18 protein-coding genes are annotated in these 18177 nt (G+C 34.5%); 5 read left to right on the top strand and 13 right to left on the bottom strand.

The genetic code is table 11. From position 1 onward, the window contains the following. Positions 1-3: 3 nt before the first annotated feature. Positions 4-969: a glycoside hydrolase family 130 protein gene (locus tag ASC72_RS17090; RefSeq protein ID WP_056193360.1), complete on the bottom strand. Its 966-nt coding sequence runs from the start codon at positions 967-969 to the stop codon at positions 4-6. A 218-nt stretch (positions 970-1187) separates the two neighbouring features. After that, entirely contained in the window at positions 1188-3065 is a 1878-nt protein-coding gene (locus ASC72_RS17085) for a sodium:solute symporter family protein (RefSeq protein ID WP_056193357.1), read from the bottom strand. A gap of 426 nt (positions 3066-3491) precedes the next feature. Here ASC72_RS17085 and ASC72_RS17080 point away from each other — a divergent pair, with 426 nt between their 5' ends. Both ASC72_RS17080 and ASC72_RS17075 read left to right on the top strand, forming a co-directional pair. Next, positions 3492-4550 carry a sensor histidine kinase gene (locus ASC72_RS17080; RefSeq protein ID WP_056193355.1) on the top strand — a complete coding sequence of 353 codons (1059 nt, stop codon included), beginning with the start codon at positions 3492-3494 and terminating at the stop codon, positions 4548-4550. Between the two features lie 62 nt (positions 4551-4612). Beyond that, on the top strand, positions 4613-5326 hold the full coding sequence (locus ASC72_RS17075; RefSeq protein ID WP_056193352.1) for a LytTR family DNA-binding domain-containing protein: 714 nt from the start codon (positions 4613-4615) through the stop codon (positions 5324-5326). Positions 5327-5664: 338 nt separating this feature from the next. Here ASC72_RS17075 and nagB read toward each other — a convergent pair whose 3' ends face one another. From nagB to ASC72_RS17030, 9 genes are all read right to left on the bottom strand, one after another. Further along, complete coding sequence (nagB, locus tag ASC72_RS17070) at positions 5665-7578, bottom strand: glucosamine-6-phosphate deaminase (protein WP_056193349.1); 1914 nt, start codon at positions 7576-7578, stop codon at positions 5665-5667. Positions 7579-7764: 186 nt separating this feature from the next. After that, positions 7765-8979: an MFS transporter gene (locus tag ASC72_RS17065; protein ID WP_056193346.1), complete on the bottom strand. Its 1215-nt coding sequence runs from the start codon at positions 8977-8979 to the stop codon at positions 7765-7767. 63 nt (positions 8980-9042) lie between these two features. Next, entirely contained in the window at positions 9043-9624 is a 582-nt protein-coding gene (locus tag ASC72_RS17060) for a TetR/AcrR family transcriptional regulator (RefSeq protein WP_056193344.1), read from the bottom strand. 85 nt (positions 9625-9709) lie between these two features. Continuing rightward, complete coding sequence (locus tag ASC72_RS17055) at positions 9710-10795, bottom strand: nitronate monooxygenase family protein (RefSeq protein ID WP_056193341.1); 1086 nt, start codon at positions 10793-10795, stop codon at positions 9710-9712. A gap of 16 nt (positions 10796-10811) precedes the next feature. Beyond that, positions 10812-11264: a nuclear transport factor 2 family protein gene (locus tag ASC72_RS17050; protein WP_056193339.1), complete on the bottom strand. Its 453-nt coding sequence runs from the start codon at positions 11262-11264 to the stop codon at positions 10812-10814. Between the two features lies 1 nt (position 11265). Continuing rightward, entirely contained in the window at positions 11266-12000 is a 735-nt protein-coding gene (locus ASC72_RS17045; RefSeq protein ID WP_056193336.1) for an SDR family NAD(P)-dependent oxidoreductase, read from the bottom strand. Between the two features lie 5 nt (positions 12001-12005). Further along, positions 12006-12224 (bottom strand): 4-oxalocrotonate tautomerase family protein, encoded by a 219-nt coding sequence (locus ASC72_RS17040; RefSeq protein WP_056193333.1) that lies wholly within the window; start codon positions 12222-12224, stop codon positions 12006-12008. Positions 12225-12228: 4 nt separating this feature from the next. Beyond that, on the bottom strand, positions 12229-12783 hold the full coding sequence (locus ASC72_RS17035) for a YceI family protein (RefSeq protein WP_056193330.1): 555 nt from the start codon (positions 12781-12783) through the stop codon (positions 12229-12231). 409 nt (positions 12784-13192) lie between these two features. After that, the gene (locus tag ASC72_RS17030; RefSeq protein ID WP_056193327.1) at positions 13193-13765 is read right to left on the bottom strand and encodes a Crp/Fnr family transcriptional regulator; all 573 of its coding nucleotides are present in this window, start codon (positions 13763-13765) and stop codon (positions 13193-13195) included. Positions 13766-13924: 159 nt separating this feature from the next. Here ASC72_RS17030 and ASC72_RS17025 point away from each other — a divergent pair, with 159 nt between their 5' ends. From ASC72_RS17025 to ASC72_RS17015, 3 genes are all read left to right on the top strand, one after another. Then, a complete protein-coding gene (locus ASC72_RS17025; protein ID WP_056193324.1) occupies positions 13925-14320 on the top strand; it encodes a DoxX family protein in 396 nt (131 codons plus the stop codon). 157 nt (positions 14321-14477) lie between these two features. Continuing rightward, positions 14478-15365 (top strand): oxidoreductase, encoded by an 888-nt coding sequence (locus ASC72_RS17020; protein ID WP_056193321.1) that lies wholly within the window; start codon positions 14478-14480, stop codon positions 15363-15365. 66 nt (positions 15366-15431) lie between these two features. After that, positions 15432-16244, top strand: coding sequence for an AraC family transcriptional regulator (locus ASC72_RS17015; protein WP_056193316.1), 813 nt, complete (start codon positions 15432-15434; stop codon positions 16242-16244). 138 nt (positions 16245-16382) lie between these two features. On the opposite strand, the gene ASC72_RS17010 is transcribed toward ASC72_RS17015, so the two are convergent. Both ASC72_RS17010 and ASC72_RS17005 read right to left on the bottom strand, forming a co-directional pair. Further along, positions 16383-17150, bottom strand: a complete 768-nt coding sequence (locus ASC72_RS17010) for a LytTR family DNA-binding domain-containing protein (protein WP_056193313.1) — start codon at positions 17148-17150, stop codon at positions 16383-16385. Next, positions 17131-18147 carry a sensor histidine kinase gene (locus ASC72_RS17005; RefSeq protein ID WP_056193310.1) on the bottom strand — a complete coding sequence of 339 codons (1017 nt, stop codon included), beginning with the start codon at positions 18145-18147 and terminating at the stop codon, positions 17131-17133. Before ASC72_RS17005 ends, ASC72_RS17010 begins: the two co-directional genes overlap by 20 nt. Positions 18148-18177 lie beyond the last annotated feature (30 nt).

Below are 18177 nucleotides of genomic sequence, written 5' to 3'. Positions count from 1 at the left end.
TTTCTATAAACTGTTATCTTTTGTAAACTGAACCACTTCACTCAATTTACCAAATGCCATTGCCACAACTGTATCGGCAGCACCATAATAAACAGCTAATTTATCTTCTTCTGTATCATGCAAAGCAGCACAAGGAAATACCACATTTGGTACATCTCCAACCATTTCATAAAGTTCCGCTGGCCCTAATAAATAAGGCTGTGTTCTGTATTTTACTTTATCCGGAGAATTGACATCCAAAAGTGCCGATCCCATTGCATAACGAAAACCGTTGCAGGTATTGATAACTCCGTGATAAATCATTAACCAGCCTTCGTTAGTAAGAATCGGGATTGGTCCTGCTCCTACTTTTGTACATTGCCAGGCGCTGTCTTCAAACGGACTTGGTTTCATTACCAAACGGTGTTCTCCCCAATATTTCATATCCGGGCTGTAACTGATCCAGATATCTCCAAAAGGCGTATGACCGTTATCACTCGGACGGCTTAACATCGCGTATTTTCCATTTATTTTCTGCGGAAACAAAACACCATTTCTGTTGAAAGGCAAAAAGGCATTTTCGCATTGAAAAAACTCTTTGAAATCAAAAGTATATCCAATTCCGATTGTTGGTCCGTTGTAACCATTACACCAGGTAATCCAGTAACGATCTTCGATAAAAACCACGCGAGGATCATATTTGTATGCCGATTCAATCATTTCCGTATTTCCGGACTGCATTACAATTGGTTCGTGATTAATGTCCCAATCGATTCCGTTTTTACTGAAACCAGCAAAAATATTCATTTGAACGGCTTTATTATCGCATCTGAAAACACCTGCAAAGCCATCTCCAAAAGAAACAACCGCACTGTTAAAAATACTGTTTGATGATGGTATAGCATATCTATCTATAATGGGATTTTGTGAATATCTCCACATTACATCGTTACTGTTTTCGGGTCTGTCTTGCCAAGGAATAGTACTCATCTTTTTTATTGTTTGTTGTTTGTTGTTGCTTGTTATTTAAACACATAGAAACATAGCTACCAGAAATGCTTAAAAGGCGTTTCACTTGCATTAAGAAACATTGCTATGTGTTAGAAACTAGTTTCTTTTTGTATTCTTTTTACACATTTAAAACCTATGTTTCTATGTGTTTAATTTTTTCTATTTGCTATTTTCAATTATCTAATTATCTAATTTATCTAATCTTCAATTCTGCGAACTTTATCCAACCAAGTAAATTTCAAAATGGTTGTTGTCACTAAAAACACTACTAATGCTATAATCGCCTTTGGATAATCTCTGATCACGAAGAAAATCGGAAGCAAAATCATACTCGATTGCCACACAATTCCGATAACACAATTCAGCATATCTTTCCAGAAATCATTATTCTTTTCGAAAGTCTGATCTTCTAATTTTAATGTTTTATAAACCGGACTCCACCATCCCCAAGGTCTAACATTGGTGTAGAAAGATCTTAGAACATCCATGTCTGTTGGTTTGCTTAAAAATGTTCCTAAAAGGCAGCCTAAAATAGAGAAACCAAATATTACCGGAAACAAATAAATCGCCTGTACGGCAGCCAAATCAAATAAAAATGACCCTTCTGTAAAAGTTCCTTTATATTGCCCTAAGACAAATTGGAAAGAAGCCACAATCAAACCTGCAAACATTCCCCAGAAGTAACCCCAGCCGTTAAAACGCCACCAAATCCATTTTAGAAAATTGGCAGCAACATAACCTCCGTATAAGGCACTCGTAATCCATAAGGTCAGGGAATTAATGGAATCTGCAAAGAATCCCATGAAAACCCCTAAACCAACAACCACGAAAGAAGAAATCTGACTCACTTTGATATAGTGTGCATTGGTTGCGACTGGCTTGAAGTATTTTTTATAAATATCATTTACAATATAAGCGGGTCCTGCATTTACAAAAGCAGAGAATCCAGACATAAATGCGGCCAATAAACCAGCAAGTAAAAGTCCTTTTATTCCAACAGGCAGATATAAGTTAACCACTTTTGGCATTAATAATTCTAAATCGGCCCCGGTTAAACCTGTGTTTGCATTTAGCTCTGGTGCCAGGTTTATCAAAGCAATTACCACAATTCCTGTGATTAATAAATATCTTGGGATGAACAGAATTAAATTCGTAAAACCACTCATATATGCAGCTTCTTTTACTGATTTTGTAGACAAAATTCTTTGTAAATCATAACTTGGGGTTGGTCCGGCAATACTAGCGAAGAAACCTTTGAATAAGGTCATTCCGATAAAAGCACCAAACATTTTATAGCCTTCAGAATCAATTAAATTATTGAAAGTCTGAAACTTTTCGCTCCATTGGGTTTCAAACTGCCATCCGAAGAAGACATTTTTCCATTCTTCGCTAATTACGGAGTTAATCTGAATATCAGTATAATTTACAAAGGCATAACCCGCGATCAAAACACTGGCAATAATCATAATTAAATATTGCACCACTTCTGTTGCCACAACAGAAAACATTCCACCTTTAACAGTGTAGATTGTCGTTAAAAAGATGATTATTAAAGCGTAAGATCGTTCTGATGTCAATAGAATTAAATCTCCATACTGAAGCGTTAAATCCCAGGGAAGAATAATGGTGATGAATTTCCCGATTCCTTCAAAGAAGTAAGCAATAAAACCAATGGTTGAAATGATGGCAAAAATGGCTACAATAATATGGGATGCTTTTCCGGCTTTGTCGTTTCCAAAACGGGTTAAAATCCATTCAGAACCTGTCATTACTTTTGATCTTCTGATCCAGACAGCGAGGAACATCATCACGAAGATTTGATTCCAAATTGGCCAGAGCCACATAAACATAAAACTTTTTACTCCATATAAAAACAGGACACCAATCATCCAGGAAGTTCCTGAAACGTCGAACATTCCTGATCCGTTACTTAAACCTAAAAAATACCATTTGATTGTTTTTCCGCCAAGGAAATAATCATCTAATCCTTTTGATGCTTTTCTTGAAATCCAAATTCCTATTCCGACTGAAAGCAGAATATAGGCTACGATGATCGATACGTCAATGATATCCATTAATTTTAGTATTTATTTGTTGGTTAGTTAATTGTAATTCTTGTTTTGGTTCTTTGCGTGATTGTTATTTTGTTTGGAGTTCTCCGTAATAAACCAATTCTAAATTGATTTTAGAATCCTAAGGAAAAACTTGTTGATGACGCGATATTGTTTCTTCGTTAACATAAGTATATTATTTTATATGAAAATTGATTTAGTGAAGAAAACATAATTAAAAAAAATCTTGCCGACTTTTATTTTTGTACACTTTTATTTTACAACTTGCAACTAGAAATTACGAGTAAAATAAAACACAGAATTCCTCAGATAAAACAATCTTAATTTAACTCTAAATCTAAACAAATTTGATTTTTAGTAAAACTATTTTAGACGGACGACATATAAACGAAGATAAACATCAAAAAAGTCACAAAAAACACTCTTATTATGAATTTCAGTTCTGGCAAATTTTATCGTATACCGTTGCGTTATCATGTCTTTTTTTGGCTTACCTACTTTTTATTTAATACTTTTCGCTGGGGAAGTTATTTCAATGATTACTGGTATTCCTTAAAAACAAATTTGCTGGGTTTCCCTATTCACATGACTTTATGTTATTTGAATATTTTGATTTTCATGCCTTATCTTGTGTATAGAAAAAAGTATTTTCTGTATGTAGTTGCGATTCTATCCTCTATTTTTTTAATGGTGATTCTTAAATACAACCTGACATACTTATTAATAACGCATAACGTTTGGCCAGAAGGACCAGAAACTATAAACAAACTGACACTCAATTACAGCATTGAGATGATGATGGGAGAATTGTACGTAATCACTTTTGTGGCCGCAATTAAAATAACCTATGATCTTTTGAAAGAGCAAAAAAGAGTTACAGATCTTGAAAAATCGCAACTGGAAACAGAATTGCTTTTTTTGAAGTCTCAAATTTCTCCGCATTTCTTCTTCAATACGCTAAATAATATTTATTCTTTAGCTGTTGAGAAATCAAACAAAACGCCAAAAGTCGTCATAAAACTCTCTGAATTAATGCGTTATATGTTGTATGATACCAAAAGCACAAGACAAACTTTAGAAAATGAAATATTGTGTATTCAGAATTATCTGGATCTTGAAAGGATTAGAAATGATGATCGATTAGAAATAAATATGTCAATTTCCGGTGATATTCATGATAAGGAAATTGCTCCAATAATACTATTGACCTTTATTGAAAATGCTTTTAAACATGGTGTAAACAGAAACACGGGTAAGGTAATAATCAATATTAATTTTAAAGTAAAAGACGATTATTTGCATTTTACGATTTCGAACCCAATGCCAGAAATTACGCATCATTCAGATAATTTTAACCAGTCGAGTGGCATAGGAATTGAAAATGTCAAAAAAAGACTGGAATTAGGTTATAATAAAAATGAGTACAAACTTTCTTTTACAAATAAAAAGAATATTTTTGTCGTAAAGCTTAAAATTAAAGTCACTTAATACGGCTTAGTGTAAAGAAATACTACCAAAATTATTTCGCTCAAAAAATAATATTTATAAAGATGAAAATAAATTGTTTAATAATAGATGATGAGCCATTGGCAATTAATGTCATTAAAAATTATTTAGAGCCAATTGAAAATTTTGAGGTGATCAACACTTTTAGTAATCCAATAGAAGGTTTGAATTTTTTGAAAAACAACAATGTCGATGTCATTTTTCTGGACATTAACATGCCGGTTCTTGACGGAATCAATTTTATAAAAAGTCTTGAAAATCCGCCGCTACTTATTATTACCAGTGCTTACAGCCAATTTGCTATTGAAACTTACGAACTTGATGTTTTAGATTATCTGGTAAAACCAATTGAATTTCCAAGGTTAATGAAAGCTTTAAATAAAGCAAGTAAAAGACTTGAAAACAAGAATAATATCTCACAGGAAAATAGTCCAGAAAGCCCTTTTATTTTTGTAAAAATTGATAAGAAGAGAATGAAGAAGATTTTCTTTAATGAAATTTTGGTCATAGAAAGCTTAAAAGATTATTTAAAAATAAACACCCTTACGGGCAAATATATCATTCACAGTACCTTATCTGATTTCACTGATTTACTTCCGGAAAGAAATTTTTTAAGAATACACAGATCCTATACCATTGCGATTGATAAAATCGACGCTGTTGAAGGAAACAGTATTGAAATTGAAGGCCTTAGATATGTAATTGGCAGATCATACATGGATCATGTTAAACAAAGGATTTTGAATTCTTCGATTTAAAAATACACACCCTTTTTTCCTGAAGTTTGTCATCCTGAGCAAGTCGAAGGACCGCACTAGCATCTCTACAACAATTGCCGATCTCTTTACGGCATTCCTTTGCGATCCTTCGACTTCGCTCAGGATGACAAGATTATGGATAATCTTTATTACATTTTAGTATGCGATATAGCTTTGCGTTCTTTCAACTTCACTAAGAATAAAAAAACCTTGCGATCCTTGCGGTTAAATTCGCACTCATAAAAAAAATGCAGCCTTACCAGGGCTGCATTTTCAAAACTTGGTAACTAACCACCAAATAAACCACATGAAAATAGTTTATTATATTTTTAATCAATCTAGAAATAATAACGTTTAAAAGCCTCAATAGCCGAATAATCTGCTAATCCCAAAGCGTGATATTTTTCTGCTGTTAATCTGTTTCTGTCTTCCACTCTTACCCAGAATTCTCTGCTGTCATCTCCTTGGAACATTACCCCGTCTTTTTGAGATTGGTGGTAGAATATAGCATGACGTTTTTTAAGCACCTGATCCGGGCTCATTGGGACTGCCATTTCAATTTGGTATGACTCCCATTCGTGCCAAGCTCCTCTGTACAACCAAACCCAGCAATCATCCATATAGCTCTTGTGTTTCAATCGTTTTAAAGCTTCAAACAAACTGTCTAGACAAACTTTATGCGTTCCGTGCGGGTCTGCTAAATCTCCGGCTGCGTAAATTTGGTGTGGTTTAATTCTTTCGATAATATCACACATAATTTCGATATCCGCTTCGCCAAGATTGTTTTTCTTAACTGTTCCAGTTTCGTAAAAAGGAAGATCAAGAAAATTTACATTTGAATCCGGTAATCCTAAATAGCGGGTTGCAGCTAAAGATTCACTTCTTCTGATCAAACCTTTTAATTTTCTCACTTCCAGCGAATCAATATCATTGCTTTTTTTGTTTTTTAAGAAGTTGATAATATTTTCTGATTCAACCGAATTGGAATTTAATGCTTTTGAAATTTCAGCAAATTTTAAAGCCTCTTCGTTTGAAACGGCAATATTTCCTGAAGTCTGGTATGCTATATGAACATCGTGTCCCTGCTCCACTAGTCGGTCAAAAGTACCTCCCATCGAAATAACATCATCGTCCGGATGCGGACTGAAAATGATAATTCTTTTTCTCTCTGGCGTTGCACGTTCTGGTCTGTAAGTATCATCTGCATTCGGTTTTCCACCTGGCCAGCCCGTAATGGTTTGCTGCATTTTATTAAACATTTTAATGTTTAAATGATAAGCAGTTCCTTCCTCGGTTAACACGCTCGACATTCCGTTATCGTTATAATCTTTGTCAGTCAGTTTTAAGAAAGGTTTTTTAGTCAATTCGCTCAACCAGGCAACGGCTTTCAATTTTAATTCTTCAGTCCAGATTACTGATTTTACCAACCAAGGCGTTTTTACCCTGGTTAATTCTGAGGAAGCTTCTGTATCTAAAACAAATGTTGTGTTGTTGTGCTGTTGCAGATATGTAGCCGGTACTCTTGAAGAAATTTCGCCTTCTATTGTCTTTTTTATGATTTCGGCTTTGCTGATTCCCCATCCTAACAATACAATTCTTTTGGCATTTTTTACAGTGCCAATTCCCATTGTAATGGCCTTTCTTGGTACATTATCAATCCCTAAAAAAGAAGAAGCTGCATCAACTCTGGTTAAGTGATCAAGTGTAATACTTCTGGTTCCGGAATTTACGTGAGAGCCAGGTTCATTGAATCCGATGTGACCTGTTCTTCCAATTCCTAAAAGCTGAAAATCAAGTCCACCGTAATCTTTAATCTTCATTTCATAATCAATGCAATATTGCTGAAGATCTTCACTGCTGACATTTCCGTCGGGAATATTGACATTTTGAGGTAATATATTGACATGATCAAAAAGATGCTCGTGCATAAAGTGCCAGTAACTCTGAATATTGTTTTTATCCATCGGATAATATTCATCCAAATTGAAAGTGACCACATTGGCAAAACTCAAACCTTCTTCTTTATGAAGTCGTACTAATTCTTCGTATACTTTTACAGGAGAAGATCCTGTTGCCAAACCTAAAACACAAGGTTCGTTTAGTTCTTCTTTTCTCTGAATTATATTGGCAATTTCCTGAGCTACTAATATCGAAGCTTCCTGAGACGACTCAAAAATTACATTATGAATCTTCTCAAAACGGGTTTCTTCAAACTTTCCGGCTTCTTTAAAATTGATGGTTTCTTTAATCATTTTTGTGTTGTCATTTAATTAGTCAGTATAAAATTAAATATTACATATTCTAAACAATTAAAAATTCGACAGATGACTTCTAACCTTCGGCAAAAAGCATAAATAGAAACTCAAAGCAATATCCGGCATTGAAACTTTGGATTAAAACAATTGAAAAAGAACCTGTTTAAACAAACTTCTTTTTAATTATGCCCTAACAGTCGCCGCTATAACATTTCTCGATCTGTATCTATTAAAAACTATAAAAATAAGACCCATAATAAATAGTAACGAAATGTTTGCTGTCCCAAGCAGTAATTGACTTTTAACGGCATATAAATTAACAAATCCATAGCTGAAGACGGAGCTGACCATATAAGTAGCACCTCCTGTAAGTCCGCTTGCTATACCTGCATTTTTTGAAAAACGACTTAAACAGTAGCCGTAAATAATATTAAAGATAAAACCTCCACAGACATTCAGTCCCATTGTAAAACCAATTACAGTGTAAATATTACTTTCAAATTGGGCGGTAAAAATCATCAGTAAAACTAACGTAAGTTGTACAGAAACCGCAATTGACACTTTTTTTGCCAAAGGTTTATGAATAAGAGATTTGGCAATGATACCGCCTGTCATCACAGATAAACCAGATAACAAAGAACTATAACCCGTTGTAATAGCAGAATACCCAAATACGCGTTCAATAATAAAAGGGCTAACCAAATTATAAATAACCACTAAGCCAAAACAAATACCAAGAATTACAATTCCCAAGGTAAAATCGGCTGTTTTTAGCATACCTGAATAAGTTTGCTCAATAGATTTTAATTTAAACGGATGAAAATATTTTAACGATTCTCCGCTATATAAAAGTTCTAAAACCAAAAAAAGCAATGATAACCCACCAAGGAAATAAAAATTAGATCTCCAGCCAAAAAGGCTTTGCAGATATCCGCCTAAAAATGGCGCCATAATAGGCGCGCAGGCCCAAATTATAGAAAATAAACTGATATAACTTTTTAATTTGTCTCCTGAATACAAATCGACAAAGTAGGCACGTTTCGAGACTACAATAAAGGCAATTGCAATTCCCTGAATGATACGCATGGCGTAGATTACATAAATATTAGGCACAAAAGCAATAACAAAACTTGTTACTGAAAACACGGCCAATGAAGCAATACTGATTTTAAAACGCCCAAAACTATCCAGTATACTTCCTATAAAAATCTGGCTTACTCCTAAACTGAACATAAAAAAGACTAATGAAAGCTGAATGGCACCGGCTGTTACATTTAAGTCTTTTGCCATGGCAGGAAGCGATGGTAAATAAATATCTGTTGCAAATCCGGATAACGGTATGAGTGCCAGAGCTAAAAGGGTACTAAAACCTTTATGGTTTTCTTGTAAATTTCTCATTTTGTAAAAATTATTATTAATTAAAATAGACCAATCGGTCTAAAATTGTTTAAAAAAAATAGATTATAAAACATATCTTTCAAATTCATATTTGATACTGTCCAGAACAATATTCATCTGATCATTGTTTCCAAATACTTTTCGGCATAAAATAGCGCCTTCAATCATTGCAAAAATCTTAACACTAAAATGTTCCGAATTTATTTCTGAAGACAATTCTTTATTCTGAATGCCGTCTTCCACTATAGTAAAAAATCTTTTTTGAGCAGAAAGAATTGCTTTTTTTACGTGTTCTCTCATGACCGGATTTGTGTCATCGGCTTCTGTTCCAAAATTCAAAATCGGACAGCCTTCTGCCATATTTTTGTCATTGCTATAAACATCCAGCAAACTAAAAAGCTTCTCTCTAGCAGATTTACCTTTAGAAACAGCCAAATCTAATTTGGAAGCTAATTGTGTCCTTAGATATAAAAAAGATTCCATACAAATCTCCTCTTTATTTTCAAAATTACCATAAATGCCACCTTTGGCCAGCTTTGTAGCCTCCATAATATCACTCAATGAGGTACCGGCCATGCCTTTCTTGTTAATAAGAGGCGCTGATGTTTCAATTATAAATTGTCTGGTTCGTTCTGCTTTACTCATGATTTCCAAATTCTAAGCTACAAATATAGACCGAACGGTCTTTAATTTGCAACTATTTTAACTTTAATTTTTAAAAGAAATGCTTTCATCCTTTCAAATCCTCAAAATAAGCTGTTGCTTCTTCAATTAAAGAATGCATTAATTCTTTGGCTTTTGTATGTTTTAAAATAGGTGCAATTTGTCCTCCCCAAAATAAAATCATATCCCATTTTTCCTGATCGAGGGCCGCTTTTCGCAAAGGTGACATAAAGGTCGTTTGTAATGGAAATGGTAAAACATTCGATTCTTTACCCCTAATTTCCTTTGCAATTCTGCTGGTTAATCCACGGCCTAATCTTCCTGTATAAGCGCGTGACAAAGTAGAATATTTTGCTGCATCTGAGAATAACATTTGTTTATGGATTGGCAACGCGTTCGATTCGTCAACGGCTAAAAAAGCGGTTCCAATTTGAGCTGCACTTGCTCCCAAAGCTAATGCTGCTGCGACTCCTTTTCCGTTTGCAATTCCACCCGCCGCAATAACCGGAATTTTTACTTTCTCCCGAATTAACTGCAACAAAACAAAAGTTCCGTTTAAAGAGCTTTCTGCCGAAGCTAAGAATGAAGGTCGGTGTCCACCAGCTTCAAAACCGGATGCGATAATCATATCAACACCTGAATTTTCTAAAAAGATAGCTTCGTCTAAAGTTGTTGCTGCACCAACTGTTACGATTCCTAATTTTCGACATTGTTCTAAAACATCGGGAGGCAGCGCACCAAACATAAAACTGAATACTTTTGGACGAACATCTAAGATCACTTGCAATTGATTTTCAAATCTGGATTGAAATGATGCTGGTTTCTCCGGTAACGGGATTCCGGCTTCATCAAAATAAGGTTTGAATAATTCTTTTGCTTTATTAAATTGTTCATCTGTTAAACCTCCTTCAGGAATATCATGATCAGAAACCCAAAGATTAAGATTATACGGTTTATCAGTTGCAGCTTTTATCTGTTTATCAATTTCAAAAATTTCCTGAGGTGTCATTGTATAAGCTCCGAAACCGCCAAGTCCGCCTGCATTTGAAACCGTCGCCGTCAAGGCTACCGAGGATAAAGTACCTCCAAATGGCCCTTGTAATATTGGATATTGAATTCCAAGTAATTCTGTTGCTTTTGTATTGTACCACATGACTTTACATTTAAAGTTATTCACTTAAATTGGTCAGCATTTTATTGATAATATACCATTTGCCATTAATCCTATGGAAAGATAAAAAATCCCGATAATTAAACTCGTACATTTTTAAATTAATCTCTGCCATCGCAATTGAATTTACGACTTTTATATTTAAAATTTCGCCCTTAAAAGGTTTCCCTGAATCTTTTGGACTTTGTCTGTTTTTGACGCCATTCAAATAAAGGTCGGCTGTTTTAAAGTACGGCTGTCCGTTTACATCTCCATAAACTAATGTTCCGGGATAAAAAATACTTTCCAACAGTATTGCATCTCCTTCGTAAATGCCTTTAAAATAATAATTTTCTATTGCGTCTGTGATGGCTAACACAGCTTCGTGTTGATTTTCCATTTTGATATTGTTTTGTGCTTTTATGCCTTGGAATGTCCAAAGCATAAAAGCGATTAATAAAATAGTTTTCATCTTAATTTAAATTATGACCAGCTGCTTTTCCACCATCAACATTGATAATTGATCCCGTAATAAAAGTGCTTTTTGCAACAGTGTATACCATTTCGGCAACATCATCGATTTCCCCTACTCTGTTTAATAAATGCAGGCCAGCATTCTGATCGGCTTTATCACCGTGCATTGGCGTTCTGATAACACCTGGAGCAACTGTATTAAAACGAATGTTTTGTTTTCCGAATTCTGCGGCCAATTGAATAGTTAAAGCATGAATTGCACCTTTACTTGATACCGGAGCCGAAGCTGGCCATCCGCCTAATCCGTGGTTTACCAAAGGCGTTCCGATGTTAATTACAACACCGTCTTTTTGTTTCAACATTTGAGGAACAACTGCCTGAGTAGTAAAATAAGTTCCTTTAAGGTTTATAGTTAAAAATTTATCCAGATACGCTTCATCCACTTCTAAAAAGGGTTTGCTGTCAAAGATTCCGGCATTGTTTACCAATACATCTACAGAGCCAAATTTTTCGATTGCGATTTTTACCAGTTGTTCACCTGTATTTTTATTGCTGATATCTCCGGCATACATTGCCAGATTATCTCCTGCACCAAATTCATTATAAGCACTTTCCAATGAAGCTGGAGTTACTGAATTGATTACTACATTATCGCCTCTGTCTAAAAAATATTTAGCGATTCCTTTTCCTATACCAGATGCTGCACCTGTTACAATTATGGTTTGTTTTTTCATGATACTTATTTTTTCTCGGCTGTTATGCCTTTTTCTCTTAATACTGATACTTGTTCTCCTGCATAACCCCAATCGTCTAATTCAATTTCCTGAATTACAACGTGGGTTAAATGTGGATCTTTGTTTAATACTTCTGTAATCAGGTTGGTGATACCACTGATTAATTCTTGTTTTTGCTCGCGTGTTACGCCTTCGCGAGTCAATTCGATTTTTACGTAAGGCATGGCTTTAGTTTTTAGATTGTCCCGAAAATATGGCTTCGGCAGTGATATTAAAATCCAACTCGAAGTCGTTATAAATTAATGTATCACCCAAATCTTTGAAGAAATTCCCTGAACGGAATCTGATATCATATTTAGTACGATCAATTACCAATTTACCAGTAAGTGTAATTGCATTTCTATTATTTTCTAACGTTGCTTCAAAACCAACAACGTGTGTAATATCTTTTATGGTAAGATTACCTTCAAGATAAAAAGTACGGTCTGTTATTTCTTTTACTGAAAGAATATCAAAAGTAGCAGTAGGAAATTTTTTGATTGAGAAAAAATCATCTGAGGCAAGATGACCCGCAAATTGTGTATTAGTTGCCGGATCTGTTACATCCAGAATTTTAATGGAAGCGGTGTCGATAACAACTTTTCCATCTTTTACTTTTCCATCGTTTAAGATGAAATTACCTTCTTTGATACCAATTGTACCATTATGAGCACCGGTAACTTTTTTACCAGTCCATTCTACGTTGCTATTTGAGCTTACGATTTTAAAATTTGTTGTTTCCATTTTTATTGTATTTAAAAGTACAATACAAAGGAACGGCGACTATAAAAATTGGTTACGTGATGTAGATCACATTCTGATTTTGGGGTTAAATCATGGAATTATATTGGTTTATTTCACGCAGATATAAGTTTTTATATATGTTGCCTTTTTAATCTCGCAATCCCGATAGCTATCGGGAGCTGAGTTGCAAAGTTTTTTTGTTTCACGCAGATTTAAAAAGATTTAAGCAGATTAGCGCAGGTTTATTATTTGCTAATGTTAAAAAAAATCTTTTTAAATCTGCTGAAATCTGCCAAATCTGCGTGAAAAATTGACAAAGATTAGCAAAAAACACAGCGTCAATCCACTTATCTTTTTAAATCTGCGTGAAACTTTTTGTACTTGCAGCTCCAAAAAAATAAAGTTTCTTTTACGAACTATATAATCGGCTTAAAGTTTCTCTTGAAACTCCCAGATATGCTGCAATCAAATGTTTTGGGACAAGATTGTATAATTGAGGATATAATGCCAAAAGTTCTTCATATCTTTTTTTGACATTATTATTCATAAACGATAAAAGCCTTTTTTGAGATGCTATGTAGCCTTTATTGGTTCTCCAGCGGAAAAAATGTTCTAACTGATGGAATTCTCTGCACAGTTTTTCGCGGTCTTCACTAGAAAGACAAAGCACTTCAGCATCTGTAATACAATCAACGCTTATTGTTGCGGGCGTCTGGTTGTATAAAGCAGCATAATCAGAAGCCCACCAGGTTGGCATGGCAAACTGCAATATGTAAATTTTGATTTCATCATTAATAAAGAAAGCTTTCAGGCAACCCGAAATTACAAAATATTCGCAATCGACTTTATCTCCTTCACCGATAATAACCTGTCCTTTTTTAAAAGACTGTGGTTTAAAATGAGAGAAAATATAAGTGAATTCATCATCGGTCAATGAAGCAATTTTTGCAATATGTTGTTGTAATAGTTCTTTGGCTTCCATTAGAAAATCTGAATAAATGTTTTGTAAAGTTATGAAATCCGTTGAACTTATTGATTGTCTATTTTGAAGCTGAAATTGTCCATTTCAACAAAAAAGTACTATTTTTTTTAATGCTTCTCATAGAAATTTGTCCTGTTTAACAACTTAAAATTTAAAATCATGAATGCAAAAACAACAAACATTATTTATTGGACAGGTGTACTATTAACTTCTTTATGGTTTGGTGCCAGCGGTTTTTTCGAGCTTACAACAAATCCAATTGTTTGGGGAATTACACAACAATTAGGTTATCCGGAACACTTCATTTATTTACTTGGGGTATTTAAAGTGGCTGGTGTAATTACGTTATTAATTCCGAATAAATTATTACGATTGAAAGAATGGGTATTTGCGGGGATTTTCTTTGACATTACCTTCGCTTTCTTTTCAAAACTGGCAGTATTAGGTTTTTCTGCCACAATTGATGCTATCATTGCTTTTACAATGGTAAGTGTGACTTATTTCATGTTTAGAAAATTATATAGCGCTGACTATAGTGTCAATACTGCAGCATAAAGCTAGTTTCAAAAAATAGAATCAAAAGCCTGAGATTTAATCTTAGGCTTTTTTGCATAGAAACTGAACTTCTCAACAAATAAATTTGAGCTTTTCAACAAACTATCTACCTACCCTTCTAATGTAATTTTGTAATGAACAATTAAATATAATTACAATGAACAAAATATGGTTTATTACAGGAAGCTCCAGAGGATTAGGACGTAATCTTACAGAAGCAGTTTTAGAAAGTGGCGATAAAGTTGTAGCAACAGCCCGCGATATTAATCAGTTAAACAATTTGAAGGAACGTTTTAAAGATCAGATTTTTCCAATAGCATTAGATGTTACCAACTACAAACAAGTGTCTAGCGCAGTTCACACAGCTGTAGAACATTTTGGAAGAATAGATGTATTGGTAAACAATGCCGGATTCGGAATCATTGGTGCTGCTGAAGCTTATACCGATGAACAAGTTAGAAGTCAGTTGGAAACCAATCTATATGCACCAATTGAGATTACACGTGCGGTCTTGCCTTATATGCGCAAACAGGGTTCAGGAAGAATTTTGCAAATCAGTTCTATTGGCGGGCGTGTCGGTAATCCGGGTTTAACGATGTATCAGGCGGCAAAATTTGGCTTAAGCGGTTTTACGGAGGCTTTAGCTAAAGAAGTGGCTCCATTAGGAATATTCGTAACCAGCGTTGAACCAGGTGGTTTCCGTACGGATTGGGCGGGTGCTTCCATGTCGTATGCAGCTGAAATAGAAGGCTACAAAATGGTAAAACAACGTACTGATTTTTTCAAAGAAGGAAAATTTGTTGCGGTTGGAGATCCTGAAAAAGCAGCCAGGGTAATGGTCGATTTAGCCTCTCATCCAAACCCACCGATACATTTAGTATTAGGAAGTGAAGCTATTGGAATCTTAAAAAATGCTGATCAAAGCCGAACAGAAGAAATGGAAAAATGGATTGATGTTAGTTTATCTACAGACCATACCGATGCCGGAAGCTTTTTTGATACAGCACAGGGAAAATGGTATACCAATAATGGTAAAAAACAATAAGGTAAGTACCTTTTACAATGGGCAGTTATCCATAATAACTGCCCATTTTTTTTATAAATTTGTGATATGAACGATTCAAAAATAAATCAAAAAACATCTCCAATTGCTTATTCGTGCTACTACACTCAAAATCGGGAAGGCGAGCAATTTGCTGCAGAACATGTTTTAAGTTTTCAGATTTCGGGAATACTTACTTTAAACAATGGAAATCAGGAATATATTTTCAAACCTGGGGATTTTCGATTTATCAAAAGGAATCAGCTTATAAAATTCATTAAACAACCCGATCCGAATACTGCTTTTCAATCCATATCAATTTATCTGAATCAGGAGGCGTTGCGCGATTTTTCTATAAAACACAATCAGAAAACCAGTTTAATTAAAAGCCCTGAAACAGAAACTGTCTTTCAGTTAAAACAAGTTCCGCTGCTTAAAAGCCTAATGGATTCGCTAATTCCTTATATCAATGAAGATCAATTGATTACTGAAGAACTTCAGGCTTTAAAAGTAAATGAAGCCATTACTATTTTATTGCAATGCAAACCGGAACTCAAAGACATTTTATTTGACTTCAATGAACCCGGCAAAATTGATCTGGAAGCTTTTATGAAAAAGAACTTTCATTTTAATGTGCAATTAGAGCGTTTTGCCTATCTCACCGGCCGCAGTCTGGCTACCTTTAAACGTGACTTCCAGCGTATTTTTGAAATTTCACCAAGCCGATGGTTACTACAAAAGAGATTACAACAAGCGCATTATCTTATAAAGGAAAAAGGAAAAACACCATCTGAAGTTTATTTGGAAGTAGGTTTTGAAGATCTTTCACATTTCTCCTTTGCTTTTAAAAAACAATATGGATTGTCTCCTTCTAAGGTGTGAAAAATTTAACCGCAAGGGACGCAAGGTTTTTTGAAATAGAGGACTTTATAAAAACGCAAAGGTCGCAAAGCTAGCAGATAGCTTTGCGACCTTTGCGTAAACTCCTTGCGTCCCTTGCAGTTAAATTAAATGTACCGCTTACCTATTTTCCAGCCAACTTAAAAATGTGGTAGCTTTCTCTTTTCCTACCAATAATTTTTCTTCTGTCGGAATCGTTAATTTAAGAATTAATTTGCGGGAGAAATAATGTTCTGCTTCTCTTATTGCTGAAAAATTAATTAAATATTGCCTGTTGATTCTGAAGAATTGCGTTGGAGACAATAACTTATGAACCTCATCAAGAGATTGCGTAATTTGATATTCGGCTTTATCAAAAGTAATAATTGTCGGAGTCTCGTTTTTAATGCAAAACAAAGCGATATTCTCTGTTAAAACCGTTTGGTATTTATTGTTTTTAAAAACCAGGAAACTGCTTTTACCTTTATTCTCGCCAGTTCGCGTTAATAAATACTCAAAATCCGGCATCATTTTTTTATTTCTTTGGAAGAAATTCTTCAATTCACCTGCTTTTTTGATTGCCTGAGCAATGCTTTCTCTCGAAAAAGGTTTCAGCACATAATCGATTCCGTTTGACTTAAATGCGTCGATAGCATAATCATCAAAAGCGGTACAAAATATGACAGGCGACAGAACCTCAACATTTTTGAAAATCTCAAAACAGAGACCATCTGCCAACTGAATATCCATAAAAATCAAATCCGGCTGATCATTTTCCAACAGATAACTCACGGCTCCGTCTATGCTTTGTATATACGACAAAATTTGAGCATCGGGCCTGATACTCAAAATTAGCTGACCAAGGCCTTTGGCCGTTTTTATTTCATCTTCAATTACTATGATAGTCATAAATCAGTGGTATTTTTACTTTAAAAATAGTTTCGGTTTTATCAATTTCAATTTCTTTGTGAACCAAATGCATAAAACGCTGATTGATATTGTCCAGGCCAACCCCGGTAGACAGTACGCCTCTTTTAAGCTGAATCTGATTTTCGATTACTAAGAAATCATCTTCGGTATATAATTTTATTTCTAATGGTTTATCCAAAGAAACCACATTGTGTTTGATACAGTTTTCAATCAATAATTGCAAAGTAAAAGGCGGAATAGCCGAATCGTATTGTTTTGGATCGACATTATTATTCAAAACAAATCCATCTTCAAAACGCGCTTTTAGCAAATAAACATAGGAATCTAAAATTTGAAGTTCTTCGCGAAGCGGAATTAAATCTAACTTGCGACTCTCCAATGTAAAACGATAAAAATCAGATAATTTCAGAATAAAATCAGAACTCTGCGGATCCTGAATATCGACCATTGATTTCAACGTATTCAGACTATTAAATAAAAAATGCGGATTCACCTGCTGTTTCAATAGTTCGTATTGTGCTCCCAAATTTACAGCATGAGTGCGTTCTAATTCAATTCCCATTTGCTGTGTCTGATAGTTTTGAAAAAGCAAATGCAGAAACATATAAACGATCAAATTGATTAAAATACCACGTAACTCGAACATAATTGGTGCATCCATTTTGGATATCTGAAAAAGTTCCTGATGTCCAATTACCAGTGCCACCATTATCAAAATCCCCATTACAACACTCAATAAAAGTTTCCAGTTGAATAAGCTTTTATTAGTGCGTTGTGAAGAATATTTTGGCAGGCTGTAAATATTGTAATACCATATAAAAATAGAGAACATCAAGGTAATCGAAGAATTGATGACAATATCCCCAGAAGTTGAATCGGCATCAAATAATTTTGGTATCGAAGCAAGAATTGCAAGCGCTATAGAACTTCCCCAGATCACCTTTTGGGAAACGTGAAAGCTTTTTACTTTTTCCATAATTGTAGATATTTTTTAAATCTCGCTTTG

It is taken from the genome of Flavobacterium sp. Root420 (assembly GCF_001427905.1).
Lineage (GTDB): Bacteria > Bacteroidota > Bacteroidia > Flavobacteriales > Flavobacteriaceae > Flavobacterium.
Note: the sequence above shows the minus strand (reverse complement) of the source record. Positions and strands in the feature narration are given on the sequence as shown.